The sequence below is a fragment of the Bradyrhizobium sp. Mp19 genome (assembly GCF_029952935.1).
In the GTDB taxonomy this organism is placed as follows: Bacteria; Pseudomonadota; Alphaproteobacteria; order Rhizobiales; family Xanthobacteraceae; genus Bradyrhizobium; species Bradyrhizobium elkanii.
The window spans coordinates 1-22,811 of record NZ_JASAUT010000015.1 but is presented as its reverse complement, the minus strand read 5'-3'; the positions used below and the strand labels follow the sequence as shown (position 1 = coordinate 22,811).

Annotated in this window: 18 protein-coding genes; 14 read left to right on the top strand and 4 right to left on the bottom strand. The window is 65.4% G+C overall.

Annotated elements, in window-relative coordinates:
- Positions 1–210 precede the first annotated feature (210 nt).
- The 3 genes from QJT82_RS18345 (at position 211) to QJT82_RS18335 (ending at position 5,706) form a co-directional block, all read left to right on the top strand.
- Positions 211–1,614 (top strand): TolC family outer membrane protein, encoded by a 1,404-nt coding sequence (locus QJT82_RS18345; RefSeq protein WP_028339772.1) that lies wholly within the window; start codon positions 211–213, stop codon positions 1,612–1,614.
- A gap of 333 nt (positions 1,615–1,947) precedes the next feature.
- On the top strand, positions 1,948–2,682 hold the full coding sequence (locus QJT82_RS18340; RefSeq protein WP_028339773.1) for a DUF2497 domain-containing protein: 735 nt from the start codon (positions 1,948–1,950) through the stop codon (positions 2,680–2,682).
- Between the two features lie 156 nt (positions 2,683–2,838).
- Positions 2,839–5,706 (top strand): valine--tRNA ligase, encoded by a 2,868-nt coding sequence (locus QJT82_RS18335; protein WP_028339774.1) that lies wholly within the window; start codon positions 2,839–2,841, stop codon positions 5,704–5,706.
- Positions 5,707–5,724: 18 nt separating this feature from the next.
- On the opposite strand, the gene QJT82_RS18330 is transcribed toward QJT82_RS18335, so the two are convergent.
- Positions 5,725–6,330 carry a DNA-3-methyladenine glycosylase gene (locus QJT82_RS18330; protein WP_028339775.1) on the bottom strand — a complete coding sequence of 202 codons (606 nt, stop codon included), beginning with the start codon at positions 6,328–6,330 and terminating at the stop codon, positions 5,725–5,727.
- Between the two features lie 213 nt (positions 6,331–6,543).
- On the opposite strand from QJT82_RS18330, the gene lipA reads away from it, so the two are divergent.
- From lipA to QJT82_RS18315, 3 genes are all read left to right on the top strand, one after another.
- The gene (gene lipA / locus QJT82_RS18325) at positions 6,544–7,503 is read left to right on the top strand and encodes a lipoyl synthase (RefSeq protein ID WP_028339776.1); all 960 of its coding nucleotides are present in this window, start codon (positions 6,544–6,546) and stop codon (positions 7,501–7,503) included.
- A 90-nt stretch (positions 7,504–7,593) separates the two neighbouring features.
- On the top strand, positions 7,594–8,133 hold the full coding sequence (locus QJT82_RS18320; RefSeq protein ID WP_028339777.1) for a DNA topology modulation protein: 540 nt from the start codon (positions 7,594–7,596) through the stop codon (positions 8,131–8,133).
- On the top strand, positions 8,133–8,600 hold the full coding sequence (locus QJT82_RS18315) for an SRPBCC family protein (RefSeq protein ID WP_028339778.1): 468 nt from the start codon (positions 8,133–8,135) through the stop codon (positions 8,598–8,600). The genes QJT82_RS18320 and QJT82_RS18315 overlap by 1 nt, the downstream gene beginning before the upstream one ends.
- Before the next feature lie 86 nt (positions 8,601–8,686).
- On the opposite strand, the gene QJT82_RS18310 is transcribed toward QJT82_RS18315, so the two are convergent.
- The 3 genes from QJT82_RS18310 to QJT82_RS18300 all read right to left on the bottom strand — a co-directional run bounded on the left by QJT82_RS18310 (position 8,687) and on the right by QJT82_RS18300 (position 11,083).
- Complete coding sequence (locus tag QJT82_RS18310) at positions 8,687–9,082, bottom strand: BA14K family protein (protein WP_028339779.1); 396 nt, start codon at positions 9,080–9,082, stop codon at positions 8,687–8,689.
- Positions 9,083–9,255: 173 nt separating this feature from the next.
- Positions 9,256–9,855 (bottom strand): CinA family protein, encoded by a 600-nt coding sequence (locus QJT82_RS18305; protein ID WP_028339780.1) that lies wholly within the window; start codon positions 9,853–9,855, stop codon positions 9,256–9,258.
- A gap of 1 nt (position 9,856) precedes the next feature.
- Positions 9,857–11,083, bottom strand: coding sequence for a bifunctional 2-C-methyl-D-erythritol 4-phosphate cytidylyltransferase/2-C-methyl-D-erythritol 2,4-cyclodiphosphate synthase (locus QJT82_RS18300; RefSeq protein WP_028339781.1), 1,227 nt, complete (start codon positions 11,081–11,083; stop codon positions 9,857–9,859).
- Positions 11,084–11,368: 285 nt separating this feature from the next.
- Between QJT82_RS18300 and dusB the strand changes: the two genes are divergently transcribed.
- The 8 genes from dusB (at position 11,369) to mgtE (ending at position 22,586) form a co-directional block, all read left to right on the top strand.
- Positions 11,369–12,370, top strand: coding sequence for a tRNA dihydrouridine synthase DusB (dusB, locus tag QJT82_RS18295; RefSeq protein ID WP_028339782.1), 1,002 nt, complete (start codon positions 11,369–11,371; stop codon positions 12,368–12,370).
- The gene (locus QJT82_RS18290) at positions 12,367–13,542 is read left to right on the top strand and encodes a nitrogen regulation protein NR(II) (protein WP_026192783.1); all 1,176 of its coding nucleotides are present in this window, start codon (positions 12,367–12,369) and stop codon (positions 13,540–13,542) included. Before dusB ends, QJT82_RS18290 begins: the two co-directional genes overlap by 4 nt.
- 9 nt (positions 13,543–13,551) lie before the next feature.
- Positions 13,552–14,994 carry a nitrogen regulation protein NR(I) gene (ntrC, locus tag QJT82_RS18285; protein WP_021079341.1) on the top strand — a complete coding sequence of 481 codons (1,443 nt, stop codon included), beginning with the start codon at positions 13,552–13,554 and terminating at the stop codon, positions 14,992–14,994.
- A 177-nt stretch (positions 14,995–15,171) separates the two neighbouring features.
- On the top strand, positions 15,172–17,643 hold the full coding sequence (locus QJT82_RS18280; RefSeq protein WP_028339783.1) for an ATP-binding protein: 2,472 nt from the start codon (positions 15,172–15,174) through the stop codon (positions 17,641–17,643).
- Between the two features lie 17 nt (positions 17,644–17,660).
- On the top strand, positions 17,661–19,031 hold the full coding sequence (locus tag QJT82_RS18275) for a sigma-54 dependent transcriptional regulator (protein ID WP_018271700.1): 1,371 nt from the start codon (positions 17,661–17,663) through the stop codon (positions 19,029–19,031).
- 376 nt (positions 19,032–19,407) lie between these two features.
- Positions 19,408–19,656, top strand: coding sequence for an RNA chaperone Hfq (gene hfq / locus QJT82_RS18270; protein WP_006020546.1), 249 nt, complete (start codon positions 19,408–19,410; stop codon positions 19,654–19,656).
- An 11-nt stretch (positions 19,657–19,667) separates the two neighbouring features.
- Entirely contained in the window at positions 19,668–21,062 is a 1,395-nt protein-coding gene (gene hflX / locus QJT82_RS18265) for a GTPase HflX (protein ID WP_028339784.1), read from the top strand.
- A 153-nt stretch (positions 21,063–21,215) separates the two neighbouring features.
- Positions 21,216–22,586, top strand: a complete 1,371-nt coding sequence (mgtE, locus tag QJT82_RS18260; protein WP_028339785.1) for a magnesium transporter — start codon at positions 21,216–21,218, stop codon at positions 22,584–22,586.
- Positions 22,587–22,811: the final 225 nt, after the last annotated feature.

The window sequence follows — 22,811 nt, the reverse complement described above, 5'->3', positions numbered from 1 at the left end:
TATCGCGGCGCTCGGGCTGATAAAATCCCGTTCCGAATCAGAAGTGTGGCCCGTTTGCCCCATGTGAAGAGTTTCGACCGTGTTCCGTTGCGGGGTAGTTCCGTTGGCCCTAGCTGCGGACTAAGGTGAGGCGGGACTCACTTCGACTGAAGCGACCGCCGGACTGATTTGCGTGTGGAGACGGCGACTACAATGATTGGATTTCCGGGGATGCGTGGGGTGAAGGTTGTCACCGCGGCTGCGACTGCCGTCCTTCTGTTGGCGGAGATGGGCCCTGTGCCCGCACTCGCCGATACAATCGAGGCCGCTTTGGTGCGGTCCTACCAAAACAATCCCCAGCTGAACGCGCAGCGCGCGCAGGTGCGGTCAACTGACGAGAACGTTCCGCAAGCACTGTCGGGCTACCGCCCGAAAGTCGCGCTGACGGCAAGCGCGGGGTACCAATACACCGATACGCTGACGACACAGGGCGGCGACGCGAATAATCTTGTCCGCACCGGAATCCATGGCGCCAACGCGCCGCGGAGCGCAGGCCTCACGGTCAACCAGTCGCTGTTCAACGCGCAGACAGCGCCCAGGGTGCGCGCGGCGGAAAGCCAGGTCTCGGCGGCCCGCGAGGGCCTGCGCGTGCTCGAGCAAACCGTGATCCTGAGCGCGGCCACGATCTACATGGACTTTCTCCGCGACTCCGCCATCGTCGAAGTTCAACGCAGCAACACGCGCGTGCTGGAACAGACGCTGAAGCAGACTCAGGACCGTTTCAATGTCGGCGAAGTGACGCGGACCGACGTCGCGCAATCCGAAGCGCAGCTTGCGGCTGGCAAAACCCAGCAGCTCACCGCCGAATCGAACCTGACGACGACGCGATCGAATTTCCGCCGCATCATCGGCAACGAGCCGCAGAATCTCGCACCGGGCTCGCCGGTTGACCGCTTCCTGCCAACGACGCTTGCATCCGCCGTCGAACTCAGCCTGACCCAGAATCCGAACGTCACCTCGGCGATGTACGGCGTCGACGTCAACTTCCTGCAGGTCAAGGTCAGCGAAGGTGCGCTGTTCCCGTCGGTCAATCTGCAAACGTCCGTGCAGCAGCAATACGAGCAGACCATGATCAGCCAGCGCGCATTCAGCGCGGGAACGGCGGTCCAGCTGTCGGTGCCGCTCTACCAGGGCGGTGCGGAATACTCGCTGATCCGCCAGTCCAAGGAATCGCTGGCGCAGCAGCGCCTTGTGCTCGAACAGACCCGCGATCAGGCGCGCGCCAACGTCGTCACCGCATGGGGCCAGCTGGTCGCCGGCAAGTCGCAGGTGGCATCGGCACAGGCGCAGGTGACCGCGTCGGAGATCGCCCTGAACGGCGTGCGCGAAGAAGCCAAGGCCGGTCAGCGCACCACGCTCGACGTGCTCAACGCGCAGCAGGCGCTCGTCAACGCGCGCAACGCGCTGGTCACCGCGCAGCACGACCGCGTCGTCGCGTCCTATAACGTGCTGAGCGCAGTTGGCCGCTTGTCGCCGCAGGTGATGGGCCTTTCGACCAACGTCTACGATCCGAGCGTGCATTACCAGCAAGTTCGTGACAACTGGGCCGGCGTCCGCACGCCCGACGGCCGCTAAACACCTTCGCATCATCATCGCTTGTCGCGTCATGTTTGTGGTTCTGAGTTAATCAGGACCACAAACAGGCGCGTTTGCTTGCATTCGATAATTGGCCTGACATACCGTTTTGTCGGGCAGCAAGGCGATTCGCGGCGCGCCGGCATAGCGTGTGACAGGTGCGACGCCACCTGTGATCACGCTGCATTGGGCGACACGAGGCTTGCACAAAGCCTTGGGCGGGCTTGATCTGGGGACAAGTCGGGCGGGAGTAATGAAAATCTCCGCCCGCATCATCGGAACCGGCGAATCCTCTCGGGCTTGATGTAAAATCGTTTCGATGTGGAGTCGGAGATGACGCAACCTGCGAAGGTCCAAGAGCCCTCGATGGAGGAGATCCTGGCGTCGATCCGTCGCATCATTGCCGACGACGAGGCGAAGCCGGCCGCGGCCGAGAAGCCTGCGGCCGCCGCTGCAGCACCGCCGCCGAAGGTCGAGCCAGCACCAGCAGCCAAGCCCGCGATGAAGAGCCCGCCGCCCGCAGCGCCACCGGCCGCGAAGGTCGCCGCGCCCGCGCCGAAATCACCGCCGCCTGCGTCGGCACCGGTGGCCAGCAACAGTCAGGACGACATCGACTCGCTGCTCGCCAGCCTCGACGAGGCGACGCCCGCAGCCGAGATCAGGCCTTCGCCGCAGCCCGCAGCCCAGCCCGAAGCCGACGTGTTCGAACTCACCGACGAGATGGCGCTGCCGGATCCGGCGTCCGCGCCGTCGTTCCGCAAGGTCGAGCCGCAGGACGACCTCGAGTTCACGGAAGCGCGGAGCCGGGCGCCGGAACCGGCCCGGGAGCCGCCGGCGATCGAGAGCGCGCCCATGCAGCAGATCATCTCGGGAACCACGATGCGGGCCGTCGAGTCGGCCTTCAACTCACTGGCCAACACCGTGCTGAGCAACAATGCGCGGACGCTTGAGGATCTGGTCAAGGAGATGCTGCGGCCGATGCTGAAGTCCTGGCTGGACGACAATCTGCCCGGGCTGGTCGAGCGGATCGTCAAGGCCGAGATCGAGCGGGTATCCCGCGGGCGCTAGCTCCGCCGCGGGCGCGAGGCTGGCTCCCGCCGTCGGGTCTGGCAGCCCTCATTCAGCTTCCCAAATGCCCTAAACGCCGTTTTGACGTGCCGGTCCGGTTGACTTGGTGCGCTCCGGCGGCTTTCTAGCCCTTTCCATGGTCCACAGCGCATTGTCATGATCGAGAAAAACTATCAGCCCGCCGATATCGAGCACCGCATGGCCCGGATCTGGGAGGAGAGCGGTGCGTTCAAGGCCGGCCGGCCTGAACGCAAGGACCCCGCGCCCTTCACCATCGTGATCCCGCCGCCGAATGTGACCGGCTCGCTGCATATGGGACACGCGCTCAACAACACGTTGCAGGATATCCTGTGCCGTTTCGAGCGGATGCGCGGCCGCGACGTGCTGTGGCAGCCCGGCACCGATCACGCCGGCATCGCCACCCAGATGGTGGTCGAGCGTCAGCTGATGGAACGGCAGGAGCCGGGCCGGCGCGACATGGGCCGCGCCAAATTCCTCGAGCGGGTCTGGCAATGGAAGGCCGAGAGCGGCGGCACCATCGTCAACCAGCTCAAGCGTCTCGGCGCCTCCTGCGACTGGTCGCGCGAGCGCTTCACCATGGACGAGGGCCTGTCGCGCGCCGTCGTCAAGGTGTTCGTCGAGCTGCACCGCGATGGCTTGATCTACAAGGACAAGCGCCTGGTCAATTGGGACCCGAAGCTGCTCACCGCGATCTCCGATCTCGAAGTGCAGCAGGTCGAGGTCAGGGGCCATCTCTGGTACCTGCGCTACCCGATCGAGGGCCGCAGCTTCAGCCCCGACGATCCGAAGTCGTTCATCGTGGTCGCGACGACGCGCCCCGAAACCATGCTCGGTGACACCGGGGTCGCGGTGCATCCGGACGACGAGCGTTACACCGATCTGGTCGGCCACCACGTCATCCTGCCGCTGGTCGGCCGCAGGATTCCGATCGTCGCCGACGACTATTCCGATCCGGAGAAGGGCTCGGGCGCGGTCAAGGTGACGCCGGCGCACGACTTCAACGACTTCGAGATCGGTAAGCGCCATGGCCTGCCGCAGATCAGCGTGCTCGATCAGGAAGGCAGCCTCAGCCTGGTGGGCAACGAGGACTATCTGCGCGGCCTGCCGATGGGTGCCGCCGAGTTCGCCGCCGAGTTCGACAAGATCGAGCGCTTCGCGGCGCGCAAGAAGATCGTCGCAAGGCTGGAGGAGTTCGGCTTCCTCGAGCGGATCGAGCCCAACACCCACATGGTGCCGCATGGCGACCGCTCCGGCGTCGTGATCGAGCCGTATCTCACCGACCAGTGGTATGTCGACGCCAAGACGCTGGCGCAGCCGGCGATCGCGGCGGTGCGCTCGGGCGAAACCACGTTCGTGCCGAAGAATTGGGAAAAGACCTATTTCGAGTGGATGGAGAACATCCAGCCCTGGTGCATCTCGCGCCAGCTCTGGTGGGGCCACCAGATCCCGGCGTGGTACGGACCCGACGGCAAGGTGTTCGTCGCCGAGACCGAGGAAGAGGCGGTCGGCCACGCGCTCGGCTATTACGTCGAGCAGGAAGTCATCACGCCGGAGCAGGGCCACGAGATGGCGGTCGACCCCGCCAAGCGCGAGGGCTTCATCACGCGTGACGAGGACGTGCTCGACACCTGGTTCTCGTCGGCGCTGTGGCCGTTCTCGACGCTGGGCTGGCCGGACGACACCCCGGAGGTCGCGCGCTACTACCCGACCAACACGCTGGTTACCGGCTTCGACATCATCTTCTTCTGGGTCGCCCGCATGATGATGATGGGGCTCCATTTCATGAAGGAGGCGCCGTTCTCGACCGTCTACATCCACCGCCTCGTCCGCGACGAGAAGGGCGCCAAGATGTCGAAGTCGAAGGGCAACGTCATCGACCCGCTCGGCGTGATCGACGAATACGGCGCTGACGCGCTGCGCTTCGCGCTGACCCGCGAGGCGGCGCAAGGCCATGACATCCGCCTGTCGCCGCATCTGGTCGAGACCAACCGCAATTTCGCGACCAAGTTCTGGAACGCCTGCCGCTTCGCCGAGATGAACGAGTGCGTCAAGCCGGACGGGTTCGACCCGAAGGGCGCAAAGGAGACGTTGAACCGCTGGATCGCGCACGAAACCTCGCGCGTCACCCGCGAGGTCACCGAGACGATCGAGGATCATCGCTTCAACGATGCCGCGGCCGCGATCTACCGCTTCGTCTGGAACGTGTTCTGCGACTGGTATCTTGAGCTCGCGAAACCCGTGCTGATGGGTGAGGAGGGCGCGGCCAAGGCCGAGACCCGCGCCATGATCGCCTGGACCCGCGACGAGATCCTCAAGCTGCTGCATCCGTTCATGCCCTTCATCACCGAGGAGCTGTGGGCGGTGACCGCAAAGCGCGACGGCCTGTTGGTGCTGGCGTCCTGGCCGCGCAAGTCGGGCGTGACCGGCGAGCAGCTGGCCGCGATCGCGACCGCCGGTCCGGTGGTCGATCCGATCATTCCGTCGGTCATTGCCGCGCTCGACGCCGACGAGTTCAGCGACCCCGCGGCCGAGGCCGAGATCGGCTGGGTGGTCGATCTCGTCACCGCGATGCGGTCGGTGAAGGCGGAAATGAACATCCCGCCGTCGACACTGACGCCGCTGGTGATCGCGGGCGCCTCCGCCGAGACGCGGGACCGCGCGCAGCGCTGGAACGACACCATCAAGCGGCTCGCGCGATTGTCGGATATCTCGTTCGCCGATCACCCGCCGGAAGGCGCGGTGCAGCTCCTTGTCCGCGGCGAGGTGGTCGCGCTGCCGCTGAAGGGCGTGATCGATCTCGCGGCTGAACGTACGCGGCTGGAGAAGGAGCTCGGCAAGGCCGACGCCGACATCAAGCGGGTCGATGCCAAGCTCGCCAATGAGAAGTTCGTCGCCAACGCGCCGGAAGAGCTCGTCGAGGAAGAGAAGGAAAAGCGCGCGGCAGCAACGGAGCGCCGCGCCAAGATCCTCGAGGCGATCGAGCGGTTGAAGAAGGCGTCGTAGCTGATAACGCCGTGGCGCTCAAAACCGCTTGCTGAGGAATTTCGATCCCTTCAGCCCGTAGCGCCAGGGCAGATCGACGGCCTTGGTGATGCCGATCCGCACCCCGGTGATGATGTCGGGTGCTTCGGTTCGCGCATGGAGCGCGATCGGGGCGCGGTCGAGCGGCAATTCGCTGTGCGCGATGGTGATGCCGAGCGCCTCGCAGAGCTTGCCGGGCCCCGAGCACAGCGCGCGCGCGTCCTCCAGCCCGCGCCGCCGGCGCATCGCCGCGAGCCCATGGGTCGGCTCGAGCGCGCGGATCAGCACGGCGCTGGCGGAGCCCGCCTCCTCGCAGACGAAATTGACGCACCAATGGATGCCGTAGGAGCGGTAGACGTAGGAGAAGCCCGGCGGGCCGAACATCACTTGGTTGCGCGGGGTCGGCCCGCGGTAGGAATGCGCCGCCGGATCGGTGTGATGATAGGCCTCGACCTCGGTGATGATGCCGCCGGCGCCGCCGACCAGGAAGGTCGCGCCGATCAGGTCGGGGGCGACCTCGTGGACGCTGCGATCGAAGAAGGAGCGCTTCAGCGGCTTGCCGAGGCGCGGCGCGGTCGCGCTGGTGGTTCGGGGTTTTTGAGGCATTTTGAGGTGGGAATCGGCATGGAACGGACCGCAAGACTGCCAATATATTGGCTGACCTGCTAGGGTCGCAGGGCGGGTTGCGAGCCGCGTCAACACCGATTAGCTAAACCCTTGGTTCGGAGCATGATCTCCAGCGCAAACCCGTTCCGGGTTTGTCGCGGGAAAACCGGTCTCCACTTTTCCGGATCATGCTCCCGCGACTTGCAGGCACAAATGGTCACCATCGTCGACACCATCTCCACCGCTCAGCTCCGCCCGCGGCACCCCGAAAAGGTGAACCGGCCGGATGCCGTGTCGCCGCCGAAGCCGGACTGGATCCGCGTCCGCGCGCCGAACACGCGCGGCTATGCGGATACGCGCCGGATCGTGAAGGAGAACGGCCTCGTCACGGTGTGCGAGGAGGCGGGCTGCCCCAATATCGGTGAGTGCTGGGACAAGAAGCACGCCACCTTCATGATCATGGGCGACACCTGCACGCGCGCCTGCGCGTTCTGCAACGTCAAGACCGGCATGCCCGGCGCGCTCGAAGCGAGCGAGCCGGAATACGTCGCGGAGGCAACCGCCAAGCTCGGGCTCAGTCATGTCGTGGTCACCTCGGTCGACCGCGACGATCTCGCCGACGGCGGCGCCGAGCATTTTGCAGAGACGATCCGCGCCATCCGCGCGCGCTGCCCGACCACCACGATCGAGATCCTGACACCGGACTTCCTGCGCAAGGACGGCGCGCTGGAGCGCGTGGTCGCGGCCAAGCCCGACGTCTTCAACCACAATCTGGAAACCGTGCCGTCGCGCTATCTGACGGTCCGTCCCGGCGCTCGCTATTTCCATTCGATCCGGCTGCTGCAACGGGTCAAGGAAATGGACCCGACCATCTTTACCAAGTCCGGCATCATGGTCGGCCTCGGCGAGGAGCGGCACGAAGTGCTGCAGGTGATGGACGACCTGCGCTCGGCCGAAGTCGATTTCCTGACCATCGGCCAATACCTGCAGCCGACCCGCAAGCATCACGCCGTGATGCGCTACGTGACGCCGGACGAGTTCGCAGGCTACGAGCGCGTCGCCTATACCAAGGGCTTTTTGATGGTGTCGGCGAGCCCGTTGACGCGCTCGTCGCATCACGCCGGCGAGGATTTCGCCAAACTGCAGGCGGCGCGCACGGCCCGCGGCCGCTAGATTTTTGTAAACGGCGGTAAGCCGGCGCCGTCACGCGCCGTTGCTTGATCGGGCCTTGACCGAACGTTGATCGAATCTTGGACTGGACCAATGCAGCGCGTTCTGGTGATGGGATCGTCGGGATCCGGCAAGTCGACCTTTGCGCGGCGGCTGTCCGCGATGACAGGGATACCGACCGTGTCGATCGATGCGCTGTTCTGGAAACCGGGCTGGGTCGAGTCGGGCAGGGACGAATTCGAGCGCCGCATGACCGAAGCAGCCCGAGAACCGCGCTGGATCATGGATGGGAACTACATGAGGCATGGTGCAGGCGAATTGCGCCGGAAGCTCTCCGATACGATCATCTGGTTCGATCTGCCGCGGTCGTCCTGCATGCTCGGTATCTTCAGGCGGATTGCCGGGAGCTATGGCCAGGTCCGCCCCGAGATGGCGGAAGGCTGTCCCGAGAAGATCGATCTCGAATTCTTCCGCTACGTCTGGACCTATCGCCAGCAGCAGCGGCCGAAGCTGATCGAGTATTTTGCCGGCTTGCGGCCCGATCAATCGCTGGTCTGCTTCACCGATCGGGCGCAGGCGGATGACTATCTGGAGCGCCTCGCACTCGGGCAAAACCGTGCGAGTATCCACTGATGCCACGATTCTCAAGCAAGCGGCGGGTCCGCCACACCGCACCTCAAATGTTCGATCTGGTCGCCGACGTCGAGCGCTATCCCGAATTCGTGCCGCTGTGCCAGTCGCTCAAGATCCGCCAGCGCACGCCCAAGGACGACGGCACCGAGGTCGTGGTGGCGGACATGACGGTGTCCTTCAAGCTGGTGCGGGAAACCTTCACCAGCAGGGTGACGCTCGACCGCCCCAATCTGAAGATCCTGGTCGAATATCTGCGCGGCCCGTTCAGTAATCTGGAGAATCGCTGGAGTTTTGAGCCGAAGTCGGAAGCCGAATGCGATGTCGGCTTCTTCCTGAACTACGAATTCAAGAGCCGGATGCTGGCGATGCTGATGGGCTCGATGTTCGACGCCGCGTTTTCACGCTTTGCCGCGGCGTTCGAGAAGCGCGCGGATCAGGTCTACGGCAAGCCGCAGCTGTCGACGTAGCGAAGCCGTCTCGTTTGCTTCCCTGGAACGCAAATGCCCGGCACGAGGCCGGGCACGACGGATGATGCGGGAGACCGTTCGCCGACTTACGGGCAGGATCGCCGCACGCCGCCGGATGCGATGTAGGTGCCCGAAGCCGGGTCGTAGGTACGGAAGCGCTGGGAGCAATAGGCGTCGTTGTTGGCCTTCGCCTGGCTTGCCGCAATGGCACCGCCGATGATCGCGCCGGCCGCAAGCCCGCCGATGATCGCCGCGCCGTTACTACCGCGATCGCGATAGTAACCACCGCGGTAGCCGTATCCGCCGCGATAGCCGTAACGCGGACCACCGTGCCAGTGACGATACTGCACATGCTCGACGGAGCTAGGCTGGTCCTGCAATCGTGCGGGAGCGAGTGGTGCGGCGGACGACGGCGCAACAGTCGACAGCGTCATGGCGCCAGCGCTGATGGCGGCCACGAGCAAAGTTCCCAACTTCATCATTTTCTCCTTGTTGTGGGATTTTGCTGTTGGACGAACAATCGAAACAGCAGAGTTGGAACAACATAAAGCGGCGAAGCCGCGTCAGAGTTCCATTTTAGGTAGGCGTCACTGGGCCGCACTTGACACAAGTCAGTGTAGGGCGGGCCGTGACGCGACCCGACTTCGAGTCGGGCCTATCCGCGCGGCGGCCGGCGGCGCTTCGCAGTGTGGCTCCGAGGCGAGCGGGCCACCCTTGGCCGCAACCGGCTGGCAGCCTCGCGACGCGGCTTGGCGGCCTGCGGCGGGCGCGCAAGCTCCATCAGCATACGCAATGCTTCGACCACGGAGCGCTGCCGCACCGTGCTGCGGCCGATTGCGCCAAATCGCTGCTCACGATGAATGATGCGGCCGTCGCGCGCCGCGACGGCGAAATGCACCAGGCCGACCGGCTTGCCCGGCGTCGCACCGCCAGGGCCCGCGATGCCGGTGATCGAGACCGCAAGGTCGACGCCGGCCTTTTCCAGCGCGCCGATCGCCATCGCGGTCGCGGTTTCCTTGCTCACCGCGCCGAACGTTTCCAGCGTGGCCGCCTTGACGCCGAGCATGACCCGCTTGGCCTCGTTCGAATAGGTCACGAAGCCGCGGTCGATCACGTCGGAAGAGCCGGGGATGTCGGTGAGCGCACCCGCGACCAGGCCGCCGGTGCAGGATTCGGCGGTCGCGATGGTCAGCTTGCGCATCCGGCACAGGTCGAGCAGCGAGCGGGAGAGGGCACGAGCGTCGCTGCCGCCCATGTCAGGCACTCCGGCCTTTATCATCCCAACCTTTATCGTCCCAACCTTTATCATCCCAAGGGAGACGGACCGTGGCGCTCGCGGTTGCCGCGATGCCTTCCTCGCGGCCGGTGAAGCCGAGCCGCTCGCTGGTGGTGGCCTTGACCGCCACGCGCGAGATGTGGACGCCGGATATCTCGGCGATCTTCGCCCGCATGGTGTCGCGCAACGGCCCGATCTTCGGCCGCTCGCAGATCAGCGTCACCTCGAGATTGGCGATCCGTCCGCCACGCGCGGTGACGCGCTCGACCGCGTATTTCAGGAACTGGTCGGAGGAGGCGCCTTTCCACTTGGCGTCGCTCGGCGGGAAATGCGAGCCGATATCGCCGTCGGCCAGCGCGCCGAGGATCGCGTCGACCAGCGCATGCAGCCCGACATCGCCGTCGGAATGGGCCAGGAATCCTTTCGTGTGCGGCACGCGCACGCCGCAGATCATCACATGGTCACCGTCGCCAAAGGCGTGCACGTCGTAGCCGGTGCCGGTTCTGATGTCGCCGAGCTGGCTTGCGAGCCGCGCTTCCTCGCGCACGAAGTCCTCGGGTGTGGTGAGTTTCATGTTGGCAGCATCACCTTCAAACGTCGCAACCGTCAATCCCGCCCACTCGGCAAGCGCCGCATCGTCGGTGAAATCGGAGCGGCCCTCGCGCGCTGCGCGACGATGCGCCTCCAATATTACGTCGAAACGAAAAGCCTGTGGTGTCTGCGCGATCCGCAGGCGCGCGCGCTCCGGCGTCGCCTCGACGTCGCCGGCATCGCCGGTGAGCTTGATCGTGTCGGTGACGGGAATCACGGGGATCGCAGCTCTGGTCCGGCCGGCCGCGGCGATCGCGCGCGAGATCACGGCTGCGGTGACGAAGGGGCGCGCGGCGTCGTGGATCAGCACGATGTCCGGCTTCTCGCTTGCAAGCGCCTCGAGCCCGGCATGGACCGAGGCCTGCCGGGTCGCGCCGCCCGGCGTCGCCGGCCGATGACGGAGGCCTGCGACCGCTTCATCGAACAGCGCGGTGTCGTCAGGATTGACCACAGGCTGCACCGCAAACACGTCCGGGTGTGCGGAGAACGCCTCCATGGCGCGGTAGATCACCGTCTGTCCGCCGATCGTCCGGTATTGCTTCGGCCCGCCTGCGCCGGCGCGCAGTCCACGGCCGGCTGCGACAAGAATGGCTGCGGTACGCTCAGGCTTCGGCATTTTGAACCAGTGACAGACGAATCGGGGATGAGGGGGACGGCTGATATCGCCGCGCACAGCCCTTAGCATGACCGCTGCGCAAAAACAGAGCGTTTGCCGATGACTGTGGGAAAAGCAGATTTTGTTGCAGTGCACTTGTACTGATGGTAGGAATGTCTAAACCGTAGGCATGAACCTTGACTGCACAAGAATTGTGCGCAGAATAGACGACGTCAGCTGCAATGGCGTGGCTGACAGAACGACGAGACGGCTGTGACCGGCGTGCAAAGTACTCCTCGTAACCCATTGAAGATCGGCGATATTGCTGTCGCCAACCGGGTTCTCCTCGCGCCCATGTCCGGCATTACCGATGCGCCCTTCCGGCGACTCGCTGCCACTTTGGGTGCCGGCCTGGTGGTCTCCGAGATGACCGCCAGCAACGATCTGGTGAACGGCAAGCCGATGTCGAAGCTGCGTTGCGAGGCAGCCGGGGTCGGACCGCATGTGGTCCAGCTGGCGGGCTGCGAGACCCACTGGATGGCGGAGGGCGCGCGGATCGCCGAAGGCGCCGGCGCCGACGTCATCGACATCAACATGGGCTGTCCGGCCCGCCACGTGACCGGCGGCCAGTCCGGCTCCGCCCTGATGCGCGACCTCGACCATGCGGTGACCTTGATCGAGGCGACGCTGTCTGCGGTCAAGGTGCCGGTCACGCTGAAGATGCGGCTCGGCTGGGATGACCGCTCGCTCAATGCGCCGGAACTGGCGCGCCGCGCCGAGGCTGCCGGCGTGCAGATGATCACCGTACATGGCCGGACCCGCTGCCAGTTCTACAAGGGCGAGGCGAACTGGAGCGCCGTGCGCGCGGTCAAGGACGCCGTCACCATCCCGGTCGTGGTCAATGGCGACATCACCTCGTTCGATAAGGCTGTCGGCGCGCTCGAGATGTCGGGTGCCGACGCCGTCATGATCGGCCGCGGCGCGCAGGGGCAGCCCTGGCTGCCGGGACAGATCGGCCGCCGCCTCGAGACCGGGGTTGCCGAGGCGGCGCCGTCGCTCGCCGAGCAGCTCAAGCACATTCGCGCGCTCTATGACGAGGTTTGCAGCCACTATGGCCTGCGCATCGGGCTCAAGCATGCGCGCAAGCATCTCGGCTGGGCGCTGGAGGCTGCCGCGGCCTATAGCTGCGCACCGGCCGCGACATTGAAGACCTGGCGGCAGGCGATCCTGACCGCGGAAGAGCCGTCCGGCGTGCATCGCTCGCTCGCCGACGCCTACGACGATTTTGCCTGGAGTGCTGCCGCATGACGTCAGCCATGGAATTCCGCCGGCCGGTGCCGACTGACGGGGAGGCCATCCTCAATGCGCTGCCCAATCCGGTGCTGCTGGTCGCACCCGACGGGCGGATCGTCGACGCCAATATCGCAGCCGAATCCTTCTTCGAGATCTCGACCCAGTTTCTGCGCCGGCAGTCGCTGAAGGAGCTGGTGCCGTTCGGCAGCCCGCTGCTGGCGCTGATCGAGCAGGTGCGGACGAGCGGCTCGCCGGTCAACGAATACAAGGTCGATCTCGGCACGCCGCGGATCGGCGGCGATCGCCAGGTCGATCTGCACGTCGCGCCGCTGACCGAGCGGCCCGGGCATATCGTGGTGATGCTGCAGGAGCGCACCATCGCCGACAAGATGGATCGGCAGCTCACCCATCGCAGCGCGGCGCGCTCGGTGATCGCGCTGGCGGCGATGCTCGCCCACGAGATCAAGAATCCGCTGTCGGGCATCCGCGGCGCGGCGCAGCTTTTGGAGCAGCAGGCCTCCTCCGAGGACCGGCTCTTGACGCGGCTGATCTGCGACGAGGCGGACCGCATCGTGACGCTGGTCGACCGCATGGAGGTGTTCGGTGACGACCGCCCGGTGGCGCGCGGCCCGGTCAACATCCATTCCGTGCTCGATCATGTGAAGCGCCTGGCGCAGTCCGGCTTTGCCCGCAATGTGCGCTTCATCGAGGATTACGATCCGTCGTTGCCGCCGGTGCTGGCCAACCAGGACCAGCTGATCCAGGTGTTCCTCAACCTCGTGAAGAATGCCGCCGAAGCGGTCGCCGATCTCGGCACCGATGCGGAGATCCAGCTCACCACGGCGTTCCGGCCCGGGGTGCGGCTGTCGGTGCCCGGCAAGAAATCGCGGGTCTCGCTGCCGCTGGAATTTTGCGTCAAGGACAACGGCTCCGGCGTGCCGGAAGACCTGCTGCCGAACCTGTTCGATCCCTTCGTCACCACCAAGCAGACCGGCAGCGGGCTCGGCCTCGCGCTGGTCGCCAAGATCGTCGGCGATCACGGCGGCATCATCGAATGCGAGTCGCAGCCGCGCAAAACCACCTTTCGCGTGCTGATGCCGATGTACAGCGCCGCCAAACAACTCGACCAAAGCAACCGCGATGACGTTCCGGGTACGTCCTCGCCTGCCTCTCAGGATGCACGATGAGGAACACCAATGCCTGCAGGTAGCATACTTGTCGCTGACGACGACACCGCCATCCGGACCGTCCTGAACCAGGCGCTTTCGCGCGCCGGCTATGAGGTGCGCCTGACCGGCAACGCCGCAACGTTATGGCGTTGGGTCAGCCAGGGCGAGGGCGATCTCGTCATCACCGACGTGGTGATGCCGGATGAGAACGCGTTCGATCTCTTGCCGCGGATCAAGAAGATGCGGCCGAATCTGCCGGTCATCGTGATGAGCGCGCAGAACACCTTCATGACCGCGATCCGCGCCTCCGAGCGCGGCGCCTACGAATACCTGCCGAAGCCGTTCGACCTGAAGGAGCTGATCACCATCGTCGGCCGCGCGCTGGCCGAGCCGAAGGAGCGGGTCTCCAGTCCCGCCGACGACGGCGAGTTCGACTCGATCCCGCTGGTCGGCCGCTCGCCGGCGATGCAGGAAATCTACCGCGTGCTGGCGCGGCTGATGCAGACCGACCTCACCGTGATGATCTCGGGCGAGTCAGGCACCGGCAAGGAGCTGGTCGCCCGCGCACTGCACGACTATGGGCGGCGCCGCAACGGCCCGTTCGTTGCGGTCAACATGGCGGCGATCCCGCGCGACCTGATCGAATCGGAGCTGTTCGGCCATGAGCGCGGCGCATTCACCGGCGCCAACACCCGCGCCTCCGGCCGCTTCGAGCAGGCCGAGGGCGGCACGCTGTTCCTCGACGAGATCGGCGACATGCCGATGGAGGCGCAGACCCGGCTGCTCCGCGTGCTGCAGCAGGGCGAATACACCACGGTCGGCGGCCGCACCCCGATCAAGACCGACGTGCGCATCGTCGCCGCCTCCAACAAGGACCTGCGCATCCTGATCCAGCAGGGCCTGTTCCGCGAAGACCTGTTCTTCCGTCTCAACGTGGTGCCGCTGCGGCTGCCGCCGCTGCGCGAGCGCATCGAGGATCTGCCCGATCTGATCCGGCACTTCTTCTCGCTCGCCGAGAAGGACGGCCTGCCGCCGAAGAAGCTCGACGCCCAGGCGCTGGAGCGGCTCAAGCAGCATCGCTGGCCGGGTAACGTCCGCGAGCTGGAAAACCTCGCCCGGCGGCTCGCCGCGCTCTATCCGCAGGACGTCATCACCGCTTCCGTCATCGACGGCGAGCTGGCGCCGCCCGCGGTCACCTCGGGCAGCACGGCGACCGTCGGCGTCGACAATCTCGGCGGCGCGGTCGAGGCCTATCTGTCCTCGCACTTCTCCGGCTTCCCGAACGGCGTGCCGCCGCCGGGCCTCTACCACCGCATCCTCAAGGAGATCGAGATCCCGCTTCTGACCGCCGCGCTGGCGGCGACCCGCGGCAACCAGATCCGGGCCGCCGACCTGCTCGGATTGAACCGCAATACGCTGCGCAAGAAGATCCGCGACCTCGACATCCAGGTCTACCGGAGCGGCGGGTAGAGGTTGACGGGGCCGGCACGGGCCCCACCGCCGTTATTGAGTAGTCACAAATGGTTTTGGGGACACGGCGCCGCACCTTGGTTTGCGCCGCGGAAATGTCGCAATTCGGCAACATTGTGATATGATTGCATCAGTTCGCAATTCCCGCGGGCGATCGCTCTCAGCTCAATTGCCGGTATGACCAGCGCAGAGACCACCGCTTCAACATTACACGCCTCACCGGCCGAGCCCAATGCAGAGGCGCGGGGCTTCCCGCTGCGGCGCTGGCTGGCGCCGTTTGCCGTGGCCATCGCGCTGCTGTCCGCCTTCCTGACTTTCGTGGTGCTGACCGGGCTGACCCCGATCGAGCCCACGTCCGAGGTGGTCCGCTCCTTCCTGATGATCAACGCCGGCACCATCCTGCTGCTGGTCGGCATCATCGTCCGGGAAGTCTGGCAGATGGTGCAGGCGAGGCGGCGCGGCCGGGCCGCGGCGCGGCTGCATGTCCAGATCGTCGGCCTGTTCTCGGTGATCGCGGTGCTGCCCGCCGTGCTGGTGTCGATCGTGGCCAACGTCACCATCGAGCGCGGCCTCGACCGGCTGTTCTCCGGCCCGACCAAGCAGGTGATCCAGAATTCGCTGACGATTGCCAGCGCCTACATGCAGGAGCACGCCCAGCTCATCAACGGCGACACGCTGGCGATGGCCAATGACCTCGCCCATGCGCGGCCGCTCTACGACCAGGATCGCATGACGTTCCTGCAGCTGATGACGGCCGGCGCCGAGTCGCGCAACCTGCCGGTCGCGGTCCTGATGGACAAGGACGGCAAGATCGTCGCCAGCGCCGAAACCGGCGTTCGCCTGAACTACGAGGCGCCGCCGCCCGACATCCTGAAGGACATCAACGAGACCGAGCCGAAGATCTCGGTCTTTCCGGAAAACTACGTCGCCTCCGTGGTCCGCCTGCGGGCCTATGACGACATGTTCCTGTACGTGGCGCGGCTGCTCGATCCGGCGGTGGTTGCCCAGCTCAAGCAGACCCAGACCAGCGCCGCCGAATATGCCCAGCTCGAGACCCGCAGGCTCGGCATCCAGGTCGCGTTCGCGCTGATGTTCGCGGTGATCGCGCTGACCATCCTGATGGCCTCGGTGCTGATCGGGCTGAACTTCGCCAACGGGCTGGTGTCGCCGATCCGCCAGCTGATGGGCGCGGCGAGCGAGGTCTCGACCGGCAACCTCAATGTCCAGGTGCCCGTCAACAAGTCGGAAAGCGACCTCGCGCTGCTCGGCGAAATCTTCAACAAGATGACGCAGGAGCTGCGCACCCAGCGCAACGAGCTGGTCGATGCCAGCGAAACCATCGACAGCCGCCGCCGCTTCATCGAGGCGGTGCTGTCGTCGGCCTCTGCCGGAATCATCGGGGTCGACGCCTCAGGCACCATCGGCGTCCTCAACCGTTCGGCGGAGAAGCTGATCGGGCACGCCGAGTCGGAGACGCTCGGCCATCCGCTGTCGGACGTGCTGCCCGAGCTCGACGAGATGATGAAGACCGCGCGCGAGGGAACCCAGCGCCTGGTGCAGGGGCAGGTCACGATCCTGCGCGACGGCCATGAGCGCAATCTGTCGGTCCGCGTCTCGGCCGAACAGACCAGCCAGTCGCGCGACAGCTACATCATCACGCTCGACGACATCACCGAACTGGTGTCGGCGCAGCGCACATCGGCCTGGGGCGACGTCGCCCGCCGCATCGCCCATGAGATCAAGAACCCGTTGACCCCGATCCAGCTCTCCGCCGAGCGCATCCGCCGCAAGTTCGGCAAGACCATCACCGAGGAGAAGGACAAGTCGATCTTCGAACAGTGCACCGATACCATCGTGCGCCAAGTCGACGACATCAGGCGGATGGTCGACGAGTTCTCGCGCTTTGCGCGGATGCCGAAGCCCGTGATGGAAGGCGAGGACGTCGCCGACGTGGTGCGCCAGGCGGTGTTCCTGATGAAGGTCGCCCATCCCGATCTCGACATCGAGGCCGACATCAAGCAGTCGCCGCTGCCGGCGCAATTCGACCGCCGGCTGATCTCGCAGGCACTGACCAACATCATCAAGAACGCCACCGAGGCGATCGAGCAGGTGCCGCGCGAGGAACTCGGCAAGGGCCGCATCGACGTCGTGGCGCAGCGCGAGAACGACGACATCCTGATCGACGTGGTCGACAACGGCATCGGCCTGCCCAAGGTCGCCCGTGCGCGCCTGCTCGAGCCCTATGTCACGACGCGGGCGAAGGGCACCGGCCTCGGCCTGGCGATCGTCGGCCGCGTTCTGGAGGACCATGGCGGCCGCATCGAGCTCAAGGATGCCTCCGATTTCCGCGACGGCCAGCGCGGCGCCTGGATGCGGCTGCGCTTTGCCGTCACGGGCCAGGCGGCCAAGCCGGAGAGCAAGTCCGAAGGCAAGGACCAAAAACCGGACGTCAAACCGGACAAGACCGAACCGGACAGTGAAAAAAATCCGCCGGAGGAGCCGACCAACAGCCCGGCACAAGCGACCAACAATGAACCAAAAATCCAAGAACCGACCCAAGAACCAATCCAAGATCCCGCTGATCAAGGGCCAAATAATCAAGAGCCAAATGCGCAACAGCCAAAATTCAAAGCCGCGACGAGCGACTGACAAGGCAGGTGTAACCCATGGCAAGTGACATTCTGATTGTCGACGACGAAGCTGACATTCGCGACCTCGTTGCGGGTATTCTGGACGATGAGGGCTTTTCCACGCGCACCGCGCGCGACAGCGATTCGGCGCTCGCCGAGATCGCCAACCGCCGGCCCAACCTGGTCTTCCTCGACATCTGGCTGCAGGGCTCCAAGCTCGACGGCCTGCAGCTGCTCGAGCAGATCAAGAAGGACAATGCCGATCTGCCCGTCGTGATGATCTCGGGCCACGGCAACATCGAAACCGCGGTCGCAGCGATCAAACGCGGCGCCTATGACTTCATCGAGAAGCCGTTCAAGTCGGATCGGCTGATCCTGGTCGCGACCCGGGCGCTGGAAACCTCGCGGCTCCGCCGTGAGGTGAAGGAGCTCAAGCAACTGGCACCCGCGGCGAGCGTCCTGACCGGCCGCTCGGCCTGCATGAACCAGCTGCGCCAGACCATCGACCGCGCCGCCAAGGCCAACAGCCGCATCCTGATCGTCGGTCCCTCCGGCGCCGGCAAAGAGCTTGCCGCGCGCACGCTGCACCATGCCTCCGGGCGCGCCGAGGGGCCGTTCGTGGTGATCAATGCGGCCGCGATCACGCCGGAGCGCATGGAGATCGAGCTGTTCGGCATCGAGGGATCGAACGGCGAACAGCAGCGCAAGGCCGGCGCGCTCGAGGAGGCGCATGGCGGTACGCTGTTCATCGACGAGATCGCGGACATGCCCCGCGAGACCCAGAACAAGATTCTCCGCGTGCTGGTCGATCAGACCTTCCAGCGCCAGGGCGGCACCAGCAAGGTCCATGTCGACGTCCGCATCATCTCCTCGACCGCGCGCAATCTCGAGGAGGAGATCGCAGCGGGCCGCTTCCGCGAGGACCTCTATCATCGCCTCTCGGTGGTGCCGATCCGGGTGCCGCCGCTGTCGGAGCGCCGCGAGGACATCCCCGAGCTGATCGACTATTTCATGGACCAGATCTCGGCCGCCACCGGCTTGCCGAAGCGGCAGATCGGGCAGGACGCGATGGCGGTGCTGCAGTCGCATGTCTGGCCGGGCAACGTCCGCCAGCTCCGCAACAATGTCGAGCGCGTGATGATCCTGGCCGGCGGCGGGCCGGAGGCGATCATCACCGCCGACATGCTGCCGCAGGACGTCGGCTCGATGGTGCCGGCGATGCCGACCTCCAACAATGGCGAGCACATCATGGGCCTGCCGTTGCGCGAGGCGCGCGAGGTGTTTGAGCGCGACTATCTGATCGCCCAGATCAGCCGCTTCTCCGGCAATATCTCGCGCACCGCGGAGTTCGTCGGCATGGAGCGCTCGGCGCTGCATCGCAAGCTGAAGGCGCTCGGGGTCGGCTGACCCCGGCGCGGCAGGCCGGCAGTCCGCCGGGGGTTCGGAGCGAAGCCCCGGCGGTCATCCGCCGGGGGGCCGACAGGGCGGCTCTCGGGGGCGGTTTGGATCGATCGGCGGGGCGAGGGTGGGGCCGGTACAACCGGGGATTTATCCACTCTCCACGAGAATATTCGTCTCTTTTCCCGCACTTTCTTAGAATTGCCACCGTGTTCCTACCGACTGCACCGCGAACTGGCTTGCCTAAAAACCGCGCGTAGCCTCTAATCCTACCGCTATGCCTGCCGGAGGGGGATCTCGTGGCAGGTGGGCAGCCGGAGGAGGCTCCGTCAGAGAGCAGCAACCGGTTCAATAAAAAGAAGCACAAGCTTGCGGGACAAAAACAATGGCGGCAGACCGCGCACAAAATCTACAAGACACCTTCCTTAATCACGTTCGTAAAACCAAGACGCCACTGACGATATTTCTGGTCAACGGAGTAAAGCTGCAGGGCATTGTCACATGGTTCGACAATTTCTGCTTGCTGTTGCGGCGCGACGGCCACTCGCAGCTTGTCTACAAGCACGCGATCTCGACCATCATGCCCGGAGCTCCGATTCAGTTGTTCGAAGGTGGTGAGGACGCACCGGCTTGAGAGTGAACTGATTGGAACCCTTCAATCGTGAAGGGGGCGCCGACCGGACCAAGTCTAGGCCCGGGTCGGCGGGGAGCGGCAGCACCGGGCGGGTGATCGTCATCGGCCCGTACCTGCGCACGCGCCGTGGAGACGGCGACGCGCAAACGGATTCCTCTGTCCGCGACTATGAAGCGCGGATCGAGGAAGCCGCCGGCCTCGCCGGTGCGATCGACCTCACCGTGGTGGACTCCGTCATCGCGCCGATCAGCCAGATCCGGCCCGCGACCTATCTCGGCAAGGGCAAGGTCGAGGAGATCAACGGGCTCGTCGCCAGCAACGAGGTTGAGCTCGTCGTGATGGATTGCGCGCTGTCGCCGATCCAGCAGCGCAATCTCGAGAAGGCCTGGAGCACCAAGGTGCTCGACCGCACCGGCCTGATCCTGGAAATCTTCGGCCGCCGCGCCAAGACCAAGGAAGGCGCGCTGCAGGTCGAGCTCGCCCATCTCAACTACCAGCGCAGCCGCCTGGTGCGGTCCTGGACCCATCTCGAGCGCCAGCGCGGCGGCTTCGGCTTCATGGGCGGCCCCGGCGAAACCCAGATCGAGGCCGACCGCCGCCTGATCAGCGAGCGCATCACCAAGCTCGAGGGAGAGTTGAAGAAGGTACAGGCGACACGGCGGCTGCATCGCGCCGGCCGCCAGCGCGTGCCGTACCGCGTGGTGGCACTGGTCGGCTACACCAATGCCGGCAAATCGACGCTGTTCAACCGCCTGACCCGCGCCGACGTGCAGGCCGCGGACATGCTGTTCGCGACGCTCGACCCGACCCTGCGCGCGCTCAACCTGCCGCATGGCGGCAAGGCGATGCTGTCCGATACGGTCGGCTTCATCTCCAATCTGCCGACCCAGCTCGTGGCCGCGTTCCGCGCCACGCTGGAAGAGGTGCTGGAAGCCGACATCATCCTGCATGTCCGCGACATCTCTCATGAGGATGCGGAGGCGCAGGAGCGCGACGTCGAGGCGGTGTTGCGCCAGCTCGGCATCGACCCCGACGCCGACGGCGGCCAGCGCATCATTGAGGTCTGGAACAAGATCGACCGCTTCGATCCCGAGGAGCGGGACAATTTGCGCAATATCGCCGCGCGCCGTCCGCCGGAGCGGCCATGCTTCCTGGTTTCGGCCGCAACAGGCGAGGGGATAGATGCGCTGCTCGCCGCGATCGAGGATCGCCTCGCGGCCAAGCGCTCGACGCTCAATCTCTCGATCGACGCCTCCGATGGCGCCGGCATCAGCTGGCTGCACCGCAATGCCGAGGTCCTGAACAAGGAGCTGCATGGCGAGCGCTTCGACATGACGGTGCGCGTCGACGAGACCAAGCGCGACATCGTGATGAGCCGGTTCGCGGCCGTTCCCCACGAGGCGTAAGCCCTCGAAGACGGTCCCTGCAATCTTCCGAAATATGACGATGCCGTGACGTTGCGGGCGCCGGTGCGCCTGCGACGCAGCGTCGCACTTTCTGTTTGAAATCCGCGCCGCCTTGGTTCATTGCGCTGCAAGACGCAAAGCCGAGGCCGATCGATGCAGGACACCAGCGAAACCCTCACCCACGACACGGTCGCCGGCCAGAACGGTGATCTTGCCCATGTCCGCGCGCCCGAGATCGTCGATGCGCTTAACGCCCGCGAGCCCGCGGATGCCGCCAAGCTGCTGCGCTCGCTGCCGGCCGAGAAGGCAATCGAGGTGCTCGACCTGCCCGGGCTCGACAATACCTGCGAGATCCTCGCCGAACTGCCGAAAGACACCGCGGTCTCGCTGCTGTCGGGCGTCTCCGACGACCGTGCCGCCGATATCTTCAAGGAACTGGTCGAGCCGCTGCGCACCACGCTGTTGAACGGGCTCAATCCGGAGACCCGCAACGTCATCTCGGGGCTATTGGCCTATCCCGAGCGCAGCGCCGGCAGCATCATGACGACCGAATTCGTCAGCGTGCCCTCGAGCTGGACCATCGCGGAGGTCCTGCATCACATCCGGATGGTCGAGCGCACCCGCGAGACCGTCTACTCGATCTTCGTGATCGACCCGGTCAAGAAGACCCTGATCCAGGCCGTGCCGCTGCGCCGCCTGATCTCGGGCGATCCGCACGCCAATGTGCTGACCGCGGCGCCGGCACGGAAGCCGCTGATGATCTCGCCGGAGGCCGACCGCATGGAGGCGGCGCGGCTGATCTCGCGCTACGATCTGCTCGCCGTCGCGGTCGTCGACGGCCCCGGCCATATCCTCGGCATCGTCACGGTCGACGACGTCATCGACGCCATCGTCGAGGAATCCACCGAGGACGCCCAGAAGTTCGGCGGCATGGAAGCGATCGACGAGCCGTATTTGCGGATCGGTTTCGGCGAGATGATCAAGAAGCGCGCTGGCTGGCTGTGCGCGCTGTTCCTGTCGGAAATGCTGACCGCGACCGCGATGCAGTCGTACCAGAGCGAGCTCGAGAGGGCGATCGTCCTGACGCTCTTCATCCCGTTGATCATGAGCTCGGGCGGCAATTCCGGCTCGCAGGCAACCTCGCTGTTGATCCGCTCGCTGGCGCTGCACGAGGTGCGGCTGCGCGACTGGTGGCGTGTCGCCGTGCGCGAGGTGCCGACCGGCATCGTGCTCGGCGCCATTCTCGGCCTGATCGGCATCATCAGGATCACGCTCTGGCAGACGCTCGGCCTGTTCGATTACGGCCCGCATTGGGTGCTCGTCGCCGCGACCGTCGGTACCGCACTGGTCGGCATCGTCACGTTCGGATCGCTGTGCGGCTCAATGCTGCCCTTCATCCTCAAGCGCATCGGCTTCGACCCGGCGAGCGCGTCCGCGCCATTCGTCGCGACACTGGTCGACGTTACCGGTCTCGTGATTTATTTCGGTGTTGCCGCGGTGATCCTGCGCGGGACGCTGTTGTAGGCTGAGCCTGCGCCCTCAACCTCGGTGTCGTCCCTGCGAAAGCAGGGACCCATAACCACCGGCCATCGTTATTGAGTTCGGTCGCAGTTGTTCAGCGCAACCAAGCTTGGCGGTGAATTGCGCGGTACTGGTATCGCTAACCTACCGTTAAAGCGTGATGGCATTAAGTTCGATAGCCTGAATTTTTGAGGTAGTTGGCACATTCCTCGGAGGTGAAGGCGTCGA